General features: G+C 47.1%; 25 protein-coding genes. 22 read left to right on the top strand and 3 right to left on the bottom strand.

The window, feature by feature from the left end; translation table 11 throughout:
- Positions 1–183 precede the first annotated feature (183 nt).
- From BKD12_RS05495 to BKD12_RS05480, 4 genes are all read left to right on the top strand, one after another.
- A complete protein-coding gene (locus BKD12_RS05495; RefSeq protein ID WP_070088322.1) occupies positions 184–564 on the top strand; it encodes a TnpV protein in 381 nt (126 codons plus the stop codon).
- Between the two features lie 237 nt (positions 565–801).
- Positions 802–1,716, top strand: coding sequence for an ABC transporter ATP-binding protein (locus BKD12_RS05490; protein WP_070088321.1), 915 nt, complete (start codon positions 802–804; stop codon positions 1,714–1,716).
- Complete coding sequence (locus tag BKD12_RS05485) at positions 1,713–2,609, top strand: ABC transporter permease (protein WP_083262847.1); 897 nt, start codon at positions 1,713–1,715, stop codon at positions 2,607–2,609. Before BKD12_RS05490 ends, BKD12_RS05485 begins: the two co-directional genes overlap by 4 nt.
- Positions 2,610–2,711: 102 nt before the next feature.
- The gene (locus BKD12_RS05480; RefSeq protein ID WP_070088320.1) at positions 2,712–3,785 is read left to right on the top strand and encodes an IS30 family transposase; all 1,074 of its coding nucleotides are present in this window, start codon (positions 2,712–2,714) and stop codon (positions 3,783–3,785) included.
- Between the two features lie 225 nt (positions 3,786–4,010).
- Here the strand turns inward: BKD12_RS05480 and BKD12_RS05475 are convergent, their stop codons facing one another.
- Positions 4,011–5,447 carry a MobA/MobL family protein gene (locus BKD12_RS05475; RefSeq protein ID WP_070088319.1) on the bottom strand — a complete coding sequence of 479 codons (1,437 nt, stop codon included), beginning with the start codon at positions 5,445–5,447 and terminating at the stop codon, positions 4,011–4,013.
- A gap of 247 nt (positions 5,448–5,694) precedes the next feature.
- Entirely contained in the window at positions 5,695–5,910 is a 216-nt protein-coding gene (locus tag BKD12_RS05470) for a helix-turn-helix domain-containing protein (RefSeq protein WP_004612412.1), read from the bottom strand.
- Between the two features lie 180 nt (positions 5,911–6,090).
- Between BKD12_RS05470 and BKD12_RS05465 the strand changes: the two genes are divergently transcribed.
- From BKD12_RS05465 to BKD12_RS05400, 18 genes are all read left to right on the top strand, one after another.
- Positions 6,091–6,777: a helix-turn-helix domain-containing protein gene (locus BKD12_RS05465; protein ID WP_070088318.1), complete on the top strand. Its 687-nt coding sequence runs from the start codon at positions 6,091–6,093 to the stop codon at positions 6,775–6,777.
- A gap of 87 nt (positions 6,778–6,864) precedes the next feature.
- Positions 6,865–8,163 carry a tyrosine-type recombinase/integrase gene (locus BKD12_RS05460; RefSeq protein ID WP_070088317.1) on the top strand — a complete coding sequence of 433 codons (1,299 nt, stop codon included), beginning with the start codon at positions 6,865–6,867 and terminating at the stop codon, positions 8,161–8,163.
- Positions 8,164–8,506: 343 nt separating this feature from the next.
- A complete protein-coding gene (locus BKD12_RS17195; protein WP_141736933.1) occupies positions 8,507–8,659 on the top strand; it encodes a hypothetical protein in 153 nt (50 codons plus the stop codon).
- A gap of 136 nt (positions 8,660–8,795) precedes the next feature.
- Entirely contained in the window at positions 8,796–9,074 is a 279-nt protein-coding gene (locus BKD12_RS05455; protein ID WP_070088316.1) for a hypothetical protein, read from the top strand.
- Between the two features lie 156 nt (positions 9,075–9,230).
- Complete coding sequence (locus BKD12_RS05450) at positions 9,231–10,202, top strand: DUF3991 domain-containing protein (protein ID WP_070088315.1); 972 nt, start codon at positions 9,231–9,233, stop codon at positions 10,200–10,202.
- 14 nt (positions 10,203–10,216) lie between these two features.
- The gene (locus BKD12_RS05445) at positions 10,217–10,519 is read left to right on the top strand and encodes a hypothetical protein (protein ID WP_070088314.1); all 303 of its coding nucleotides are present in this window, start codon (positions 10,217–10,219) and stop codon (positions 10,517–10,519) included.
- A gap of 21 nt (positions 10,520–10,540) precedes the next feature.
- Positions 10,541–10,684, top strand: a complete 144-nt coding sequence (locus tag BKD12_RS16870) for a hypothetical protein (protein ID WP_176730927.1) — start codon at positions 10,541–10,543, stop codon at positions 10,682–10,684.
- 111 nt (positions 10,685–10,795) lie between these two features.
- Positions 10,796–10,912 (top strand): DUF3789 domain-containing protein, encoded by a 117-nt coding sequence (locus BKD12_RS16415; RefSeq protein ID WP_083262846.1) that lies wholly within the window; start codon positions 10,796–10,798, stop codon positions 10,910–10,912.
- Positions 10,909–11,061, top strand: a complete 153-nt coding sequence (locus BKD12_RS16865) for a hypothetical protein (protein WP_158096522.1) — start codon at positions 10,909–10,911, stop codon at positions 11,059–11,061. The genes BKD12_RS16415 and BKD12_RS16865 overlap by 4 nt, the downstream gene beginning before the upstream one ends.
- The gene (locus BKD12_RS05440) at positions 11,006–11,983 is read left to right on the top strand and encodes a DUF5688 family protein (RefSeq protein ID WP_070088313.1); all 978 of its coding nucleotides are present in this window, start codon (positions 11,006–11,008) and stop codon (positions 11,981–11,983) included. Before BKD12_RS16865 ends, BKD12_RS05440 begins: the two co-directional genes overlap by 56 nt.
- A complete protein-coding gene (locus BKD12_RS05435) occupies positions 11,980–12,330 on the top strand; it encodes a plasmid mobilization protein (protein WP_070088312.1) in 351 nt (116 codons plus the stop codon). The genes BKD12_RS05440 and BKD12_RS05435 overlap by 4 nt, the downstream gene beginning before the upstream one ends.
- Complete coding sequence (locus BKD12_RS05430) at positions 12,308–13,789, top strand: relaxase/mobilization nuclease domain-containing protein (protein ID WP_242872714.1); 1,482 nt, start codon at positions 12,308–12,310, stop codon at positions 13,787–13,789. The genes BKD12_RS05435 and BKD12_RS05430 overlap by 23 nt, the downstream gene beginning before the upstream one ends.
- Complete coding sequence (locus BKD12_RS05425; protein ID WP_070088311.1) at positions 13,773–14,687, top strand: PcfB family protein; 915 nt, start codon at positions 13,773–13,775, stop codon at positions 14,685–14,687. The genes BKD12_RS05430 and BKD12_RS05425 overlap by 17 nt, the downstream gene beginning before the upstream one ends.
- Positions 14,688–14,692: 5 nt before the next feature.
- A complete protein-coding gene (locus tag BKD12_RS05420; protein WP_070088310.1) occupies positions 14,693–15,727 on the top strand; it encodes a hypothetical protein in 1,035 nt (344 codons plus the stop codon).
- A gap of 16 nt (positions 15,728–15,743) precedes the next feature.
- Positions 15,744–15,947, top strand: a complete 204-nt coding sequence (locus tag BKD12_RS05415; protein ID WP_070088309.1) for a hypothetical protein — start codon at positions 15,744–15,746, stop codon at positions 15,945–15,947.
- Positions 15,934–17,757, top strand: a complete 1,824-nt coding sequence (locus BKD12_RS05410; protein WP_070088308.1) for a VirD4-like conjugal transfer protein, CD1115 family — start codon at positions 15,934–15,936, stop codon at positions 17,755–17,757. Before BKD12_RS05415 ends, BKD12_RS05410 begins: the two co-directional genes overlap by 14 nt.
- The gene (locus BKD12_RS05405) at positions 17,741–18,082 is read left to right on the top strand and encodes a glutamyl-tRNA amidotransferase (protein ID WP_070088307.1); all 342 of its coding nucleotides are present in this window, start codon (positions 17,741–17,743) and stop codon (positions 18,080–18,082) included. The genes BKD12_RS05410 and BKD12_RS05405 overlap by 17 nt, the downstream gene beginning before the upstream one ends.
- A 76-nt stretch (positions 18,083–18,158) precedes the next feature.
- Positions 18,159–18,995 carry a VirB6/TrbL-like conjugal transfer protein, CD1112 family gene (locus BKD12_RS05400; RefSeq protein WP_070088306.1) on the top strand — a complete coding sequence of 279 codons (837 nt, stop codon included), beginning with the start codon at positions 18,159–18,161 and terminating at the stop codon, positions 18,993–18,995.
- Positions 18,996–19,020: 25 nt separating this feature from the next.
- Here BKD12_RS05400 and BKD12_RS05395 read toward each other — a convergent pair whose 3' ends face one another.
- Positions 19,021–19,401 carry a hypothetical protein gene (locus BKD12_RS05395; RefSeq protein ID WP_070088305.1) on the bottom strand — a complete coding sequence of 127 codons (381 nt, stop codon included), beginning with the start codon at positions 19,399–19,401 and terminating at the stop codon, positions 19,021–19,023.
- Positions 19,402–19,470: the final 69 nt, after the last annotated feature.

Raw genomic sequence — 19,470 nt, 5'->3', positions numbered from 1 at the left:
AAAGGATTTATCGCAATGTGTTCGCCTTATCCCTTTATATGATTTCACACAAGTTTACTCTTTCCCTGACTGCTTATAAGGGCAAAATTAAGGGCAAGAAAATCTCATAACAAGATATAACAAAGTGTGGCAATCGGAGAACTGTGACATATGTGCGAATATATTATAACGGAGGATTTTTTAATGGACAAGTATATTTATGATGAAAGCAATGGTCTTTGGTATGAATTGCAGGGGGATTATTATATTCCTTGCCTTATTTTACCAACCGAAAAAGAACACAAGCCTATCGGCTTATGGGGGCAGCGACACAAACGCTATTTACAGGAACATAAACGGGCAGTTTACATCACGCTTCTCACAAGCGGAAAATTGAACTGTTACCTTACTGATATTGACGAACAGGCAACGGAAATGATATTTCGATTGGTCGAGCAAATGGCTGACAAGGAGGGCGTGACCGAACAACTTAAAGTAGAAAAACCGATGTTGTGGGTTGGTCGAATGAATGAGATACAGGCAAGAGCACGAGAAATTGTATATGCCGATATTATCTATAAGTAAAAAATGTAATATATAGAATATTAAAATTGTGGCAGTCAAAAATTAAAACTTTGCCTGCCACAATTATGATTCGATGTGTTCTCTTTCATAATGACTTTGGTAATTCATTATGCTATAATAAATTTAATTTACGGTATCGCACTGCATCTACTAATTTGGAGTTCGATTAGAACAGGAAAAGATTATATTGATTGTTCTCTATGCGAGATAAAAACCGATTATACAGGAGGAAATTGAATGAGCAATATTATTCAAATCAATAATCTTAATAAAAGTTTTGGAAGTGTAAACGCTGTTCAGAATTTGAGTTTTCGTGTAAAAAAAGGAGAGTTGTTTGCCTTTCTTGGTATCAATGGGGCAGGAAAATCAACTACAATCAATATTATGTGTGGACAACTATCGAAAGACAGTGGAAGCGTTTTTATTGATAAACACGATTTAGATAAGGATATGGACTATATTAAGCGTGAGCTGGGTGTAGTTTTTCAATCATCTGTCTTGGATTCTGCCCTTTCTGTTTATGATAATTTGGAAAGTCGTGCCGCTTTATATGGCATTACTGGAATGGAGTTTAAGAAACGACTTGAGGAATTGGCGAAAATATTAGATTTTGAAAACTTATTGAAACGCACCGTTGGTAAATTATCAGGAGGACAACGCCGAAGAATTGATATTGCAAGGGCTTTGTTTCATAAGCCTAAAATCCTTATTCTTGATGAGCCGACAACAGGGCTTGATCCACAGACACGCCGACTTATTTGGAATGTTATATCAAGTTTTCGCAAAGATGAAAATATGACTGTATTTTTAACTACGCACTATATGGAAGAAGCTGCGGAAGCTGATTATGTTGTAATCATTGATGATGGGAAAATATCCGCAGAGGGTACTCCTCTTGAATTAAAAAATATTTATACTGGGGATTACATCACAATTTATGATGTAGATGAAAAGGATATTAAAGCACTTGATGTGGAATATGAGCAAATCCGAAACGGTTATCGCCTTTCTGTACCGAATACAAAGGCTGCAACTGAATTGATTATTCGTAATCCGCAGTTGTTTAATGATTACGAAATAACAAAAGGAAAAATGGACGATGTTTTTCTTGCTGTTACGGGCAAAACATTGGTGGGAGGTGCAGAAAAATGAGTATGGCTTTCATTCTTATCAAAAGAAATATCAAATTGTTTTTCAAAGATAAGGGAATGTTCTTTACCTCTTTGATAACGCCTGCTATATTGCTTGTACTTTATGTGACTTTTCTTGGGAATGTGTATCGGGATAGTTTTACATCTAATTTACCTAATTCATTAAAACTATCAGAAAGCATAATAGAGGGACTGGTAGGCGGTCAACTTATCTCATCTATTCTTGCTGTTTCGTGTGTAACGGTTGCTTTTTGTTCTAATTTTTTAATGGTGCAAGATAAAGCAAATGGTACGATAAGAGATTTAAGAATATCTCCTGTAAAGTCAGCTACACTTTCGTTGAGTTATTATGTTGCAACCTTGCTTTCAACACTTATTATTTGCTTTGCTGCAACGGGTATCTGTCTTACTTATGTAGCTATTGTCGGTTGGTATATGTCGCTCGCAGATATATTCTTTTTGTTTCTTGATATTTTACTTCTTGTTTTGTTTGGAACAGCATTATCTTCGATTATTAATTTTTTCTTATCAACACAAGGACAAATTTCAGCGGTAGGCACAATCATCAGTGCGGGATATGGTTTCATTTGTGGTGCATATATGCCTATTTCTTCATTTGGAGAAGGGCTGCAAAAAATAATCTCATTTTTGCCGGGTACTTATGGTACATCACTTATCCGAAATCATACAATGCAAGGGGCGCTTGCCGAAATGCAAAATCAAGGTATTCCAACAGAGGTTATTGAAAAACTAAAAGATTCCCTTGATTGCAATCTTTATTTTTTCGGAAGTCAAGTAAATATCGGAACGATGTATATGATACTTGGAATCACTATTTTGGTATTGATTGGAATTTATATTTTGTTAAACAAATCAAAAAAATATAACGGTTAATTGTAAAATGAAGTTGGACACATAAAAGAAAAATCCATAGTGATATACCCGCATGATAAAATGTAGTTACCAGACAACATTTATCGAGGGAGGGCAATCACTATGGACTGCCGTCATTATATCACAGATCTACCGGAACGCAAGAGCGGACAACATCTTCAGCGAGAAGAAAGAGGCGCTATTCAAGCCCTGAAGAGGCAAGGACTGTCCAACAGAGCCATTGCCAGAGAGTTGGGTTGTTCTCCTACCACGATCGGGAACGAACTGCGGCGTGGCACACCGCCCCGTAAGTCGAGCAAGGGTCGCACTCCGGGCTACAGTGCCAAGCACGGTGAAGCTGTATACCGTTCCAATCGGTTCCGTTCCCGGAAACCGCACAAACTGCTTTCCTGCGGAGCATTCGTATCCTGGGTTGCTGCTCAGGTCAGAGAGCACAAGTGGTCTCTGGATGCCTGCGCCGGCTACGCAAAACGCCACGGCCTGTTTCCAGGCAACGAGATGGTCTGTACCCACACGCTCTATAATGAAGCGTGTGCAGGTAATCTTCCCATTGGGATCATGGAGTTGCCGGAAGCTGTAAAGCGGAAGCACACGCAGTCTGCCAAACCCCGGGGAAACAAGAAAAACTTCGGCAAAAGCATTGATTTGCGGCCTGAAATTGCCTCTCAGCGCACGGAAGAAGGCCATTGGGAAGGCGATACCGTGGTTGGTAAGCGCGCAGGTAAGGACGCTGTTGTGTTTTCCCTTCTGGAAAAGAAGACGGAAAACTACCTGGCTTTCTTGATTCCGGGAAAGACGAGCGAAGCTGTTATGGCTGCCATGCAGATGCTCAAAGAGGAATATGGCGACCGCTTTGCACAGGTATTCAAGACCATTACCGTTGACAATGGAGCTGAGTTCGCAGACTTTGCGCAGTGTGAAAGCTGGGGCACTGAGGTGTTCTTCGCCCATCCCTACACCTCATGGGAACGACCTCAAAATGAACGCCACAACGGATTGCTCCGAGCCTTCGTTCCCAAGGGCACTTCCATGCAGAACTACTCTGCTGAGTATATTCTATCGGCTGCGGATGAGCTGAACGCACGCCCCAGAAAGAAGTTGGGGTACGCAACACCGGAGGAACTGTTTGATTCGTTCCTTGACCGAGTGTATGCGGTGGATAGCAAACCCGCCTGACCCTGTCAAGGCACCGGCTACGCCTTGCCTACGGCATCCTTGACAGCGCCAGCCGTGCTTGCTGTGTGGCAGTCAAGTCCGGCTTACGCCGAACTATTTTTATTCATGCGGGTGTCCAACTTGCACTTGCAATTTGCGAAAAAAATATAACTGTTAATTTTGTAGCTGCAAATGATTATGTATGCCGCCGCTATGGGTAACTCCATAACGGCGGTTTTTCAATGTCTATCGGCTATCTCTGTCAATGGATTTTTTATGCTGTCTTTGCGGCGGTTTCTGCTTGTTGCGTTCCTGTATCTCACGCAGATGTTTTAACACGCTCTGCTTTTCGGGAGGTCTGTGCTGTTCTTTAGCGGCGGCTGTCGGTTTCCTGCTGACTTGATATTCCCACTCGGCAAGGTCACGGTTGTACTGTTCTACAACGCTTTCCATTTCTCGGAAAGTCCTCATAAAAACTTGTACATCGGGATAACCGTCCGCTTTGAGTGTATCGGGGATTTTATCCAACCTGCCGGCAATCTCCGCTTCAGTTTCTTTGATTTTTACCTCCAACGCTTTTCGTTCTTTGCCTTTGAAAAGCCCCTTTGTTTCGGCAAGCTGCTGTTTCAACTGCGGCAAAACTTTATCCTGCAAGTTTTTAATTTCCCTTGCCTTATCCTGTACCTTTATCATCAGATTTCGCATATGACGGAACTCTGCCATATCAATATCAAGTGTAGGCTTGGGTGGCATATCCTTTTCACGGATAAGGTTTTGCAGAAAATCTTTTGCTTTTGCCACAATCCCACGGAACAGATTAGGCAGCCAGCCTTTGCTTTTGATAGATTGGCTTGCTTTTTCGTGTATCTCGGTCTGCTTGACTTCTAAAATTTTTGCTTCGGAAATACCCGATATGAGTGCCATATCCGCTGTCCTGTTCCATTCCTGCCTTGCGGCGTTATCCGCTTCAATCTCTGCGGCTTTGGGATTGTTCTTACCGATTTTCTTCGTGGGAAGATAAACGCTGTTCTTATCAAAGACCTTTAACTGCTGTTCGGGATCGGAGATATGCCGATTGATAAGGTCGGTGTAAATCTCCTTTACCTCCCGAAGAAAAGGCTCACTTTTGAATTTATCATCTTTCACGGTAAAAAGGTGGCTTTCATAAATTTCTCCCTTTTTTATGACGGTGCAGCCTTTTCGTATCTGCCCGTCCGCCCCTGTGATTTCTTTCTTGGTGCGTACCCTTTTGCCTGTTTCATCATAGAACACGCTGCGTGTGGCTCTCTTGATGTCAGGCTCAGGAAGCAGTTTTCTTTCGCTGAAGATAAGATGGATATGATAATTGGTTTTGCGTTTATTGTGGTGGAGGGCTGACACGCACTCCACACCATACCGTCTGCGGAACTCCTCTGTAAAATCTTCAAGGACCTCCTGCGGCTCGTATCTTGTATAAATTTCGGGCAAGGCGATAATCAATTCCCTTGCTTCAATACATTTGCCCTCTGTACCGCTTCGCTTAAATTCCTGCTGGCTTTCCCTTGCAAGGTTACTCCAAAATTCATTGTCGGCGGTGCGGTAGGTGGCATAGAGATTTTCCTGTCTTGCGTGGCTCGTGATATAGGATATTCTTCCCTTGACATTGGATAGCTTTGACATCTGTATAAATGAGTGTCTTGCCATATACTCCTTTCTCCCGTGACGGGCATACTCTTTTTGCAACCGAGAAATCGGTTGCCGCTGTTTCGGCAGCGTAAGCAGACGGACAGCGAAGAAAACAGCGGGCTGTTTTCTTCTGTATCATAGCAGCGGTGCATTGTCCGAAGCTGTGATACAGTGCCCCCTGCAAGGGCGAAATACCCAGAGTACAAATCGAAGATTTGTGCGAGGGGTGTATTTCGCTCTCAAACGCCGAGGGCTTGGAAAATGGTTATTCTACTTTGCGGACATCGTTTTCATTGAGCAGGTTTCTTCCCTGATTGACGCTCATAAATCGCTCTAAAGTATCCCTGCGGATAATCGCTTTTCTTCCGACTTTGAGGACGGGAAGTTTGCCCCAGTCTACCAACTTACGCATTGTATTTCTTCCGATACCCGTACATTCTGCTGCTTCTTCTATGGTTAAACCCATTTTGATGTTGCTCATTTTATCAACCTCCTTTCAAAATACGCATTTTGCAACTATGTATCTGTAATTATACTTATTTTGATACCTCTTGTCAACTCGTTTTGCAACTTATTAAGAAATATTTTTACCTATTATTAAATTTATGGTTGCAAAATAGGTTTTTCTATGCTATACTATCAGCAATAGGAGGTGAAAACCTTGAAAAAAGAAATTACATTCACCGCAAAACAGGTCGGTGAACGAGTAAAAGAACGCCGAACAGAATTAAACTTAACAATGCCCGAACTTGGTAAGCGTGTGGGGGTAAACAAATCTACCATTCAGAGATATGAAGCGGACGGTGTAGACCCGAAGCGTACAATGATTATCAACGGTCTGGCAGAAGCACTCCTGACCACTCCCGAATGGCTGACAGGACTTTCCGAAGATAAGGAATATGACAGCCGCACTTTATGTGCAAAGGATATGGAGGAACATATCAAAAATTATCTTGATACTGTTTCTTCTGTGGTAAAGGGAGAACCGCACCAACAGCTGCTCACGACATTCCTCGGAAAGATGATTGACCTCTATACGGTTATGACTTATCACTTTGCAGACGCTATGGCTGAGGTTGACCGTGTAGCGGAGGACGAGGGCTTAAAGCAGTCCTTACGCCGCTATGCGATTGAGTCAGGGGCGATTATGGAAAGAGTTTACCGTAAAGAAATGGAACTTCCTATCGAGGATATGAAACAGTTTTTAGATGGAATTTTACATATCTACGATGAGGGACGCACCGCTGTAAAGATGGGCGACCTGTTCGGGATAGTGACAGCAGCCGAGGAAAGGGTTGCTGAAAAAGAAAATTTCCGTGGCACTTTGACAAGTGAAAATGCCGATTGACATTCATCGGCATAAGTAACCTTATTACTTTACGCACACCATATGTCACAGTCCCGATTGCCACGGATAGAAAGGGGAAATTTATCTATGGCAAAAGGTTCTGTAAGAAAAAAAGGTAAAAAGTGGTACGCACGCTTCTACATCGAAGATGAAAGCGGCAGAAAAGTACAGAAAGAGTTTGTGGGAACAGAAAGCAAGTCTGAAACAGAAGCCCTGCTCAGAAAAGCAATCGCTGACTATGAGGAAAAGAAATTCGTTGCGAAGTCTGAAAACATCACAGTTGGTATGCTGCTCGATCTGTGGGTGGAGGAAGAACTGAAACCCGGCAATCTCAGCAATGGTACGGTAATGTCCTATCAGGGAACGGTCAACCGTATCAAACAGCACCCGATAGGAAACCGAAAGCTGAAAACCGTAACTGCCGACCATTTACAGGCGTATATAGATTTTCTCAGCTTTGGCGGTACAAATCCTGACGGTACAACCGCAAAGGCACTCAGCAAAGGGTATCTCCGATTGTTTTCGGCTGTTTTGCAAGGGGCGTTCCGTTTTGCAGTATTCCCGAAAAGGCTGATAACCTTTAACCCGATGCAGTATGTGGTATGGCGAGGAAAGAAAGAAGAATACGAACTGTTCTCGGACGAGGACGGAGAAACTGCTTCCACACCAACGCTCAGCTACGAACAGTATCAGAGATTAGAGGACTTCCTGAAAAAGAAAAACAATCCTGCACTTCTTCCTATACAGATAGCCTATTATACAGGCTTGCGTATTGGAGAGGTTTGTGGTCTGACTTGGCAGGACATCAACCTTGAAGAACAATATCTGACAGTACGCCGCAGTATGCGTTACAACGGGGCAAGGCACAAAACAGAAATAGGGGCAACAAAGCGTAAAAAAATCCGCACCGTGGACTTTTGCGATACGCTTGCCGCAATCCTGAAAACTGCGAAAGCAGAACAGCATAAAAACCGTTTCCGATACGGGGAACTGTACAGCCTTAATTACTATTTGGAGGTCAAAGAAAAAGACCGCACCTATTATGAGGTTTACAGTCTGCCGAGGTCGGAAGAAGTCCCAGAGGGGTACAAGGAATTATCCTTTGTCTGCCTTAGACCTGACGGGGCATTTGAAGCACCGAGTACGGTGGGGATTATGTGCAGGACAGCGAGAAAAAAGGTGGAGGGATTGGAGGACTTCCACTTCCATATGCTCAGACACACTTATACAAGCAATCTGCTTTCAAACGGTGCAGCACCTAAAGATGTGCAGGAACTTCTCGGACACGCTGATGTTAGTACCACAATGAATATTTACGCTCACGCTACAAGGGAAGCGAAGCGTACTTCCGCAAGACTGCTGGATAAGGTAATCGGCGGAGAATAAAAATTTCCCTTGTTTCGGCTCATAAGGGCAAAAACAAGGGAAAATACATAAGGTTTGAACATTTAATAGGCGATATTCCTTGAAAATACAGGGTTTATAGAGGATTGAATAGATAAATTGGAATTTGAGGAGGTAAAGTAATGGGATTATTTGATAAGTTAAAGGGAAAAAAGAGAGCGTCGATTGGAGTGATGCTTATAACGCCACACCAAAATTCTATGGAAAACCTGATGGTAGTCCGTTTGGCGCAATAGCTTTAACTGAGGGCACTAAAACAGCATTACCTAAAAATCCACAGTCAGAGTATAAAGTTGATGGAAAGCCGGTAGCGGAGTGGAAGCTGGTGCTTGTTAGTACATCTAAAGATACAATTATAGGTGATGCCGATTATTTTGTAGCTTTGAAAAAAGTCGAACAGTATTCACTTGATACAAATAAAAACGCAATATTGGTTAAAGAACTTTCTTTAGTAGAATTGGAAAGTTTAAAAGGATAAAGGTATCTGCCGATCCTGATATAAGGAGGAAAGGAAAATGGCAATAGATAATGCGAATGTTATTGATGGCATAGCGATAGATCAAAATAGAAGCACATCTTAGTTAAAAAATCTTGATTTGAAAGGAATGTTGCATATGGATTTTCCTTTTTATGATGCACCTGATACAGCCACGATAATCTGCTGCCATATTATAGACGATGACGAACCCATTTTATATGTATCACATGATGAAGATGATGGGATGTGGCAATTCTTGTGTGGTTCAAGACATGATATAGATGAAGCGAGAGTGGTATCTCTAAAAGAAGTGTTCGATTTAGACAATTCTGTAGGTGTTCTTAAAGACATGCCATGTGGTTATTATGCAGAAAGAAGAACACAAAATGATAATTGGCTTGTAAAGAAGCGATAAATCCTGATTTGCCGATATGCTCAAACTCATATTGCGATATATAATTACATAGCCGGATGGTTTTCAAAAAAGAAGATCATCCGGCTATTTTTATGTCCGGATATCTGAAATAACTTATGGAATATCCAATCACGGGCAGGAAAGGAGATGATATTTATGCCTTATGTTGCACCGGAAGTGGTGCAGAGAGTGAAACAGATCGACCTGCTGACCTATCTGAAAAACTATGAACCTTATGAGCTGGTGCATTTCTCCGGGAACACTTATAGCACCAGAACCCATGACAGTTTGAAGATTTCCAACGGGAAATGGATGTGGTGGAGCCGGGGGATCGGGGGCAGGAGCGCACTGGATTATCTGATCAAAGTGAGAGGATATGACTTCGTGCAGGCGGTACAGACCATAGCGGAACAGGCGGCGATCCAGCCGCCTGTTTCCATACCAGCCGAAAAGAAAACAGAGAAAAAGCTGATCCTTCCAAAGCCTTACCGCTATCAGACGTACGCTGTTTCCTACCTGCAGAACCGTGGGATTGATATGGAGATGATTCAGTATTGTCTGAAAACCGGACAGATTTATGAGAGTGAGAACCACCATAACGTTGTTTTTGTAGGGATGGATCAGAGCGGAATTCCCCGTTATGCGGCTCTGCGGGGCGTGGGTACAGCGTTTGTCGGGGAGGCGTCAGGGAGCGACAAAAACTATTCTTTCTGTATCCCGGCAGAAGAAAAATGCTGTGAAGTCCATCTGTTCGAGTCGGCGATTGACCTGTTATCTTACGCCACAGAGCAAAAACTGGACGGGGAAAATTGGAGAGAAACGCACCTGTTATCCCTTGCGGGTGTGTACCAGCCTGCCAAAGAAATCGAGAAAAGCAAGGTTCCGGCGGCGCTGACACGCTTTCTGAAAGAACATCCGGAGGTGGATCGGGTGGTGTTTCATCTGGACAATGACCGGACAGGGAGGCTTGCGACACAGGCCATCCGGACGGTGCTTCCGAAGAAATACCAGACAAGAGATGAGCCGCCAAAGCAGGGGAATGACTGCAACGACAGCCTTTGTATCCGGCTGGGAATCCGGCAGACAAAGCGGGAAAAAAGACACAGAGGAAGAGATTTTGAACGGTAGAAAGAGAGGATTTTATGAAGACAGTTCAGTATGATCTGAGGATCATTCACAGAAAAAAGGTTGCGATAGGAGCCATTAACCGGAAAGAAATTGACCGGATTCTGCGGGATATGATCACGTCCGGAGAGGCTTTGAACATGGAGGGAGGCGAAGTAGTCGGCATTGTAGTTGAAGAAAAAGAGGCGAGGGATTGTCCAGGAGACTGTGACCACTGCTCCTATCTTTGCCCGGAAAGCGGAGAATGCATTGTAAATGATCGGGATGATCGATGCCGTAACTGCGAGTATGGCTGCAAAAATGTGGCACTTGCAGACTGATTGACTATGGTGTCTGCGGAGATGAGGAGTGTGAAAACTGCCACTGGCGCTGCCCGGAGTGCGGCGGATGTACCCATCCGGAGGGAGAAAAACAGCCATGACAGCTTTCCTTGTCGGCAGGTAATGAACCGCCGGAGGCGGGAACGGAGCGCAGGCGGAGTGTGATACACAATACCAGCAAGCAACGCCTTTGGATTGCCAGAGCTTCTCTGGCAACCCTCCGGCAGCTTGTCAGGGAAAATCCCTGAAACCCTTTGAGAAGAAACGGAGGTAAGAATGAAGATGATTCAGTTTATCGTTGGAACAATCGTAGGCGGTATGATCGGCGTGGCTATGATGTGCCTTATGCAGATCAACCGTCTGTACAGGCATGACCGGGAGGTGGAAGAATGATACGGATGGAAATGATCAGAACAGGAAAAGATGCTGCAGAAAACAGATTGAAAAAGTATCAGCAGATTTTAACAGGAAAGGGGGATGGACAGCATGAGCAGCACGGTAGCAGTGAAGGCGTTCGCAGAGGGCGTGACGCAGCAGATTAAAGATTATCTGCCAGAAGAATATCAGGACATGCAGTGTGAGATTTCAGAGCAACAGAAGAATAATGGAGTAGTGCTGACCGGAATGATCCTCAACATGCCGGGACAGAAGATTGCCCCGGTTGTCTATATGGAACCTTTTTATGACCAGGTCCGAAAGGGAGAGCCGATGGATCAGATCATGAATCGGATTGCCGATGTGTGCAGACAGTCTTTGTCTGTGCGTGAACTGCCGGAAACGCTGGACTTTACGGACTATGATTCTGTGAAGGATCATTTAACCGTACAGGTTATCAATACGAAAGCGAATCAGCGGATGTTATCCCAGGTTCCGCATAAGCAAATGGAAGACCTGTCTGTCATCTGTCGGATTGAATTCCCTTCGCCCGCCGGGGAGGGAGTTGGGAGTGTCAAAGTAACCCATGAAATGCTGAGGCAGTGGGGAGTACACCCGAAGGAAGTTTACCAGAAGGCGGTGGAAAATGCAGTCAAGAGCAGTCCGGCTGTACTGATGAGCATGGACGACCTGATGATGGAGATGATGGGCCTTCCCTTTGAGACAAAAAATCTGCTTCAGTTAAAAGAAGGGGAGGAGTTTCCTAAAGATGGCATGTACGTTCTGAGCAACCCCATGAGAGTAAATGGTGCTTCTGTCCTTGCCTATCCTAATCTGCAGGAGCAGTTGGAGTCCGTATTCCCACAGGGCTGTTATCTCCTTCCTTCGTCTCTGCATGAGATGATTATCATTCCAAAAGATCTCGGTATGACACCGAAAGAAATGGGAGAGATGGTGCGCGAAGTGAATCAGAAAGAAGTAGCCCGTGACGAAATCCTGTCAGACCGGGTATATGAGTTTGACAGAGAGAAACGGCAGTTGCGTCAGATACCGGAATCCATAGAAAAAGAAAAGGAGATGGAGCGATGAGAAAACGAAATGTGGCGATCTTGTTCCGTCTGAACCGGAAAGAGGCGGAGATCCTGGATAAAAAAGTAAAAAAGAGTGGTCTAAGCCGGGAGGCATATCTCCGTCATCTGATCAGCGGCGTGGTTCCGAGAGACGCCCCGCCGCCGGATTACTATTCCATGATGAGGGAACTCCACCGGATCGGGAATAACCTAAATCAGATCGCACAGAAGGCACACACTTTAAATGTGATTGATGTGCAGCGGTATGACCGGGATATGCGGATGTTTGAAGATACTGTAAAGAAGATTACGGAGGCGGTGATCCTGCCGGAACCGATGAAAAATGAAAACCGGAGAGGAGTGTAAGGTGGCTACCACATCCATCTGGAGTGTAAAAGGTTGGCTGGGGAAAGTCGTGATCTATGTAGAGAACCCGGAAAAAACCACCGCTCCGGAGATCGCAAAATTTCCGAGATATGAAAACGAAGGGGCGGTACAGCGTGAAGAAAAAATGCAGAGCCTTTCTGATGTGATCGCCTATGCGGTCAATGCAGAAAAGACCAGACGGAAAGGGAAAAAGGGAGAGGAGGGGATCGTCAGTGAGACGGAGCAGATCATGCAGCAGTATGTTTCCGGGATCAACTGCACGCCCGCCACCGCGCGTAATGAAATGATAGCTGTTAAAAAGCGGTATGGAAAGGATGAGGGGATCGTGGCATTTCACGGGTATCAGTCCTTTGCTCCGGGAGAGTGTACCCCGGCATTGGCCCATGAGATCGGCGTCCGTCTGGCACAGGAATTGTGGGGCGGGCGTTTTCAGGTATTGGTAGCCACCCATCTGGACAAAGCCCATCATCTTCATAACCATTTCGTGGTCAACTCTGTTTCCTATCTCGATGGGAAACGGTATCACAGAACCAACCGGGACTACCGGGATATGCGAGCAACCTCTGACCGGCTCTGCCGGGAGTACGGTCTGTCCGTGATCGAACATCCGCAGCCGGGGAAGTCCAGACCTTATGGAGAGTGGCGGGCAGAGCAGGAGGGGAGGCCCACTTATCACAGTATCGTCCGGGAAGATGTGGATGAGGCCATCCTGCAGGCGTGGACGGAAAAGCAGTTTTTCCACTTCTTGAAAGAGAAAGGCTATTCCATCAAGTTTGGAAAAGACATCACGATCCGTCCGGAAGGGCGGGAACGGGGGCTGAAACTGAAACGGAACTTTGGAGAGGAGTATTCTCTGGAGTCGATCCGAAGGAGGATACTGGAGGAAGATCCGCCTGTTACCCCGCAGGAAAAACGACTACCGGAGAAGAGGCGGTATGCGGCGCATGTGCGGGGAAACCTGCCGAAGAGAAAGATCGGAGGACTGCGGGGGCTGTATCTGCATTATTGTTTTCTCTTAGGTATCCTGCCGAAGAACCGCCCGTCTGTATCTCCAAAACAACTTCATTTCCTTCTGCGGGAGGATCTGGCGAAACTGGAACAGATCTCCAGAGAGACAAGACTGCTCTGTCGTTGTCACATCGACACGGACGGGCAACTTTTTTCTTACAAAGAATCGCTGCAGGAGCAGATGACACAGCTATCGAAAGAACGTCAGAAGCTGCGGTATCAGTGCCGCAGTATTAGGGGAGAAGACCGTCTGGCAGAAGTAAAAGCAGAAATTTCCAGACTGACAGCCCGGATCGGGGAACTGAGAGAGGAGGTGGTGCTTTGCGACGGGATCGCCGCACGTTCCGGCCTGATCCGGCAGAAGATCCAGATCGTGCGGCAGGAAAAGAAACAGGGAAAGGAGGAGATGAACCATGAACACATCAGGTGAGGCCGCCGACCAGGTGGTGCGCATGTCGCTGGAAGTAGGCGAGGCGGCCCTAAAGATCACAGGAGCCGGGGCAAAACAGCTTGCGGTCATTCTGTATGCGGTACTGAAAGAACAGAAAAAGACCAAGGGGCGGGCAAGGCTGGAAACCCTTGTCCGTTCCGGGAAACCGCTGACGGTGTATTCCGTAAAAGAGAGCGACTTGAAACAGTTTGTCACAGAGGCGAAGCGGTACGGGATCTTATACTGTGCAGTGCGGAACCCGAAAGGGAGCATAGATGGGATGGTCGATGTGGTGGTCAAGGAAGAGGACGCTCCCCGGATCAACCGGATCGTGGAGCGGTTCAAGTTTGCTTCTGTTACAGAAGCGGCGCAGATCAGGACAGAGATCGAAAAGAGCCGGGAGGAAAAATCCCACAGGAAGAGCAGGGAGGCATCCTCCGGAAAAACACGACCGGATACTGGAAAGCCAAAACAGAAAGAGGAACCGCCACAGGATCAGAAAGCAATGTCCGGGAAAACCCCGGCGGCTCCGCAGCAGGAACGCCCGGAGAAATCGCAGGAAGACCGGCTCATGGACGAACTGTTTGGGGAGCCGGTAAAGAAAGAGGGGAAACAACAAAACCCCTCTTTGGCAAAGACAGAGAAATCCCGTCTGTCCGAGCCTATCTCCGTGAGGCCAGACAAAACCGCCGAGGGTACTTCTAAGCTGTATGCTCCGTCCGTACCGAAAAAGCCGTCCGTGCGGAAAGAGCTTAAGGAGATCCAGGCAGCGAGGAAGAAAGAGGCGGAAAGCAAGGGAAAAGAAGCAATTTCAAAAGAGAAATCCGGCAGGACGAGGCAGACGCAGCATACGCAGCCGCAGAACCGGAAAAAACCAAGAAAATCGAAAGAGAGGTAGAGAGTATGGAGAACAACTTTGATTCCATGTTGAATGTATCGGCAGTGCCGCAGGACGACAAAAAAGCCGCTTTTATTGCGAAGAGTAAAAACAATCGGAACCGCTGCTATGAGCTGTCTGAGCAGATCACGAATGAAGTGGCGGCAGACAGCGGGAAGTTTCAGCAATATCTGGACGTACAGGCCCGGTTTGACCGCTATACCGCCAATAATGCCCTGCTGATCCTGGCTCAGAGGCCGGACGCAGAGCGTCTGGGAGATTATGGATACTGGAGGGAACAGGGCGTATTCGTGAAACGTGCGGAGCGGCAGAACCCGGTTCTGATCATGGAGCCGGGAAAGGAATATGAACGGGAAGACGGAAGTATCGGGACCTACTATAACGCCAGGGAATTGTATGATATTTCCCAGACTACCATGAAAGAACGTCCGCAGCCGCAGACAGAGCTGGATGAGCGCCTTCTGATCCGGGCGTTGATCAACAATCCCCCGGCCAGTATTGTGACGGCAGAGCCGGATCAAATGCCGGAGGATAAGGGCGCAGTCTTTGAGCCGGAGGAAAACTGTATCTATGTGAGGAAAGGGATGAACGCACAGGAAATTTTCCAGTGCCTGACGCCGGAACTGGCCCTTGCCGGGTTTGCGGACGGAGATCCGGAGTATGACCGGGATGAGGACGCTTTCCATGCCTACTGTGCGTCTTACCTGCTCTGTAAAAAGTATGGGATCGATACGCAGGCATATGACTTCCGCTATGCACCCGATTTCTTTGAGGGGATGGAGCCGCAGGAAGTGCGGGCGGAGCTGTCGAAAGCCCGTGACGCAGCCAATCAGATCTCTTCCCGTATGGCGAAAGTGTTTGAGCAGAACCGCATGAGCCAGAGACAGCAGGAACAGGCGGGGCAGAGGCAGGAAGGAGAGCAGAACAGGGAGAACGGACCAAAACGGGAGGAAAGTCAGAGCCGGACGCATATGCAGGACCGGGAACCCGGACAGCCACGAGGAAACTGGCAGCGCCGGGAGGCGGCACAGGAACGATAGGACGGAGGTGTGAAGATTGAGTGAGGGCAGAGTAACTCTGGAACTGGATAAATACGAATGCGGCGTGATCTTCCATTCCCTGAAAGATAAACGGAACCAGATGTTAAAAGAGGAGCGTCCCACGGACGCCGTGGACGATGTTCTCTTAAAGGTTATTGAAAAGATGGAGGTGCCGCCGGAGAAACCACGAAGGGGGCACAGACGCCATGAAGAGCGGTAGCAGGAAAAGCACATGGATTTTTGCCATTCTCGGCATTTTCCCCGTTATCTGGTCTGCTCTGTTGACAGCGCCCTATCTGTCCGGCGGCCTGATCGGTATCGTGAAAGGACTGCCGGAGGCGATGGAGCATCCGTTTTCTATGGAACTCTGTAAGGACAGCGCAAAAACTGTCCTTCTTTTTTTACTGGCGTATGGACTGGGGATCGGAATCTACTTGTCCACCCGGCGAAAGTACCGCAGGGGAGAAGAACATGGTTCCGCTGTGTGGGGAGACGTCCGGGAAATCAACCGGAAATACAGTGAGAAAAATTTTCTGGCCAATAAACTGATGACGCAGAACGTGCGGATCAGCTATGACAGCCGGAAACACCGGCGGAACCTGCTGACCATTATCATCGGCGGGAGTGGAGCGGGCAAGACGAGGTTTTATGCGAAACCGAATCTCATGCAGGCGAACACTTCTTTCGTAGTGCTGGATCCGAAAGGGGAAAATCTCCGGGATACCGGATTTCTGTTAAAAGCGAAAGGCTATGATGTCCGGGTGCTGGATCTGATCAACATGGAGAAAAGCTACTGTTACAATCCTTTTGTCTATCTGAAGGATGACAATGACGTGCAGCGGCTTGTGACCAACCTGTTTAAAGCCACCACGCCGAAAGGGAGCCAGAGCAATGATCCTTTTTGGGATACGGCGGCGTCCATGCTTCTTCTGGCGCTGATCTTTTATTTGAAATACGAGGCTCCGGAAGAAGAGCAGAATTTCCCTATGGTTATGGAGCTTCTGCGGGCGGGAGAAGTGCATGAGGACAATGACGAATATCAATCCCCTCTGGACGAACTGTTTGAACGCCTGGAAATGCGGGAGCCGGAGCATATCGCCGTAAAGTATTACAAGGATTACCACTCCGGAAGTGCGAAAACGCTGAAATCCATCCAGATCACACTGGCAGCCAGACTGGAGAAATTCAACCTGTCCAGCCTTGCGGCGCTGACCGCTACAGACGATTTGGATCTTCCTTCTTTGGGAGAAAAGAAAGTGGCGCTCTTTGCCCTGATCCCGGACAATGACACCAGCTATAACTTTCTGGTGTCAATTTTGTATACCCAGTTATTCCAACAGCTTTTCTATCTGGCAGACCACAAGTATGGGGGCAGGCTGCCCGTCCATGTCCATTTCCTGATGGACGAGTTCGCAAACGTCAGCCTGCCCGACGACTTTGATAAGATCCTTTCTGTCATGCGGTCTAGAGAAGTCAGCGTCTCCATCATCCTGCAGAATCTGGCGCAGCTAAAGGCATTGTTTGAAAAACAGTGGGAAAGCATTATGGGAAATGCGGATGAATTCCTATATTTGGGCGGCAATGAGCAGGGAACCCACAAATACGTCAGTGAACTGCTGGGGAAAGCCACCATTGATACCAACACCTATGGAAAGTCTACCGGACACTCCGGGAACTATTCCACCAATTATCAGATCACGGGCCGGGAGCTGATGACACCGGATGAAGTGCGTATGCTGGACAACCGCTACGCACTTCTTTTTATCCGGGGAGAACGTCCGGTCATGGATGCAAAATTTGATATCTTAAAACACCCGAACATTGCTCTGACCACAGACGGGAAAGGAAGACCCTATCTGCACGGAGAAGTGACGCAGGCAGTGGCGAGCATTACGTTGGGAGACAGTCTGGAGGGCGAGATCGCAGAGGTCCCGCCGGACACAGAAGGCTATGAACTCTTATCCGATGAGGATTTAGAGGAACTATTCAATAAGAACGAGGAGGATTCAGACAATGAAACAGAGAGATGAGAAAAGAGAAACCCGGAAACTTCCCATGAGCCGCAGAGGAAAGCGGCTCATGGTCATTTATGCGGCGCTGGTGCTGATAATGACGGCAGGAGCCACAACTGTATTTGCAGCGGATGATCCGCTGACCGTGATCAATAACCTGTCCGAATTTATCTTTGGGTTGATCCGTGCTATCGGTATGATCCTGCTGGGATTTGGTATCGTGCAGATCGGACTGTCTTTAAAATCCCATGATCCGTCGCAGCGGGCGAATGGATTTCTGACACTGGCCGGAGGCGTGATCATCACGTTTGCAAAAGAAATCCTGACATTGATCGCAGGATAAGAAACATCCAGTAACCGGGCAGAGAGGCAGGCCGGAAACGGTCTGTCCTGCTTCTGCCGGAAAGGAGGAATGTGTTTTGAGTGATAACTGGGTGGTTCAGAACCTTCAGAACGCCCTGGACACATGGAACAGCAAACTGGCGGAAATCTGGCAGATCATTACCCAGTCTCCGGAGAATTTCAAAGGCGGAGACATCTGGAATGTGATCGCCAGTATCCACGGTGCGCTGCAGGCAATCGGGTATGCCCTTCTGGTGTTGTTTTTCGTGGTGGGCGTGGTCAAGACCTGCGGAAGTTTTACAGAAGTGAAAAAGCCGGAACACGCACTGAAACTGTTTATCCGTTTCGCTCTGGCAAAAGGCGTGATTACCTATGGTCTGGAACTGATGATGGCGCTGTTCCGTATTGTGCAGGGGATTGTCAGCACCATCATGGACGCTGCCGGATTTGGGAGCGCACAGGAGACGGTGCTGCCGCAGGAGATCATTACCGCAGTGGAAGACTGCGGATTTTTTGAAAGTATCCCTCTATGGGCGGTCACGCTGATCGGAGGTCTGTTTATTACCGTTTTGAGCTTTATTATGATCATGAGCGTGTACGGGCGGTTCTTCCGGCTGTATCTCTATACCGCTATCGCCCCGGTTCCCTTGTCTACCTTTGCCGGGGAGCCGACACAGAACGTAGGAAAGAGTTTTTTGAAATCTTATGCGGCGGTGTGTCTGGAGGGAGCGATTATCGTCCTGGCCTGTATTATTTTCTCCGTGTTTGCGTCATCCCCGCCAGTGGTTGATCCGGAGGCAGCGGCAGTTACAATGGTGTGGAGCTACATTGCGGAACTGATCTTTAACATGCTGGTGCTGGTAGGCGCTGTGAAGATGGCGGACCGTGTGGTACGGGAGATGATGGGATTGTAAGAAAAAAGACACGGAATCCCGTGCCTTAGTCTACGATTTCTTTGGTATCTTTGTACCGCATGTTCCCGGCGCTGTCAAAGTACACGGAGTCCATAGAGATTCCATTGTTTCTGGCACATCTGACCTGCCAGCTCATATCCTCTTCCAGAGCCTTGTAATACTTCCGGTCACGGAGGGCGTTTCTTAGAGAAAAGAGCCAGCTTATGACGGAGAGAGCGAGCAGGCAAAAAAGGATTGCAAAAGCAAGCGTCTCATGGGCGGCAGCCCACGGGTTCAGAACCGTGGCGGTCAGGAGAAAGTAAAGGAGCGGCAGAGTCAGCCTGAATTTTCCCGCCAGACGGAAGAGTAAGGAGAGAATGAGCAGGACAGCAGAGATACCGAGAGAGAGAAAAACAGTGTATGGCATATAAAAGCCCCCTTTGCGTTTTTTCTTTGAGTATAACAGGAAGAACCGGGGGAGACAAATGTGCGATTG

It is taken from the genome of Merdimonas faecis (assembly GCF_001754075.1).
GTDB lineage: Bacteria > Bacillota > Clostridia > Lachnospirales > Lachnospiraceae > Merdimonas > Merdimonas faecis.
Note: the sequence above shows the minus strand (reverse complement) of the source record. Positions and strands in the feature narration are given on the sequence as shown.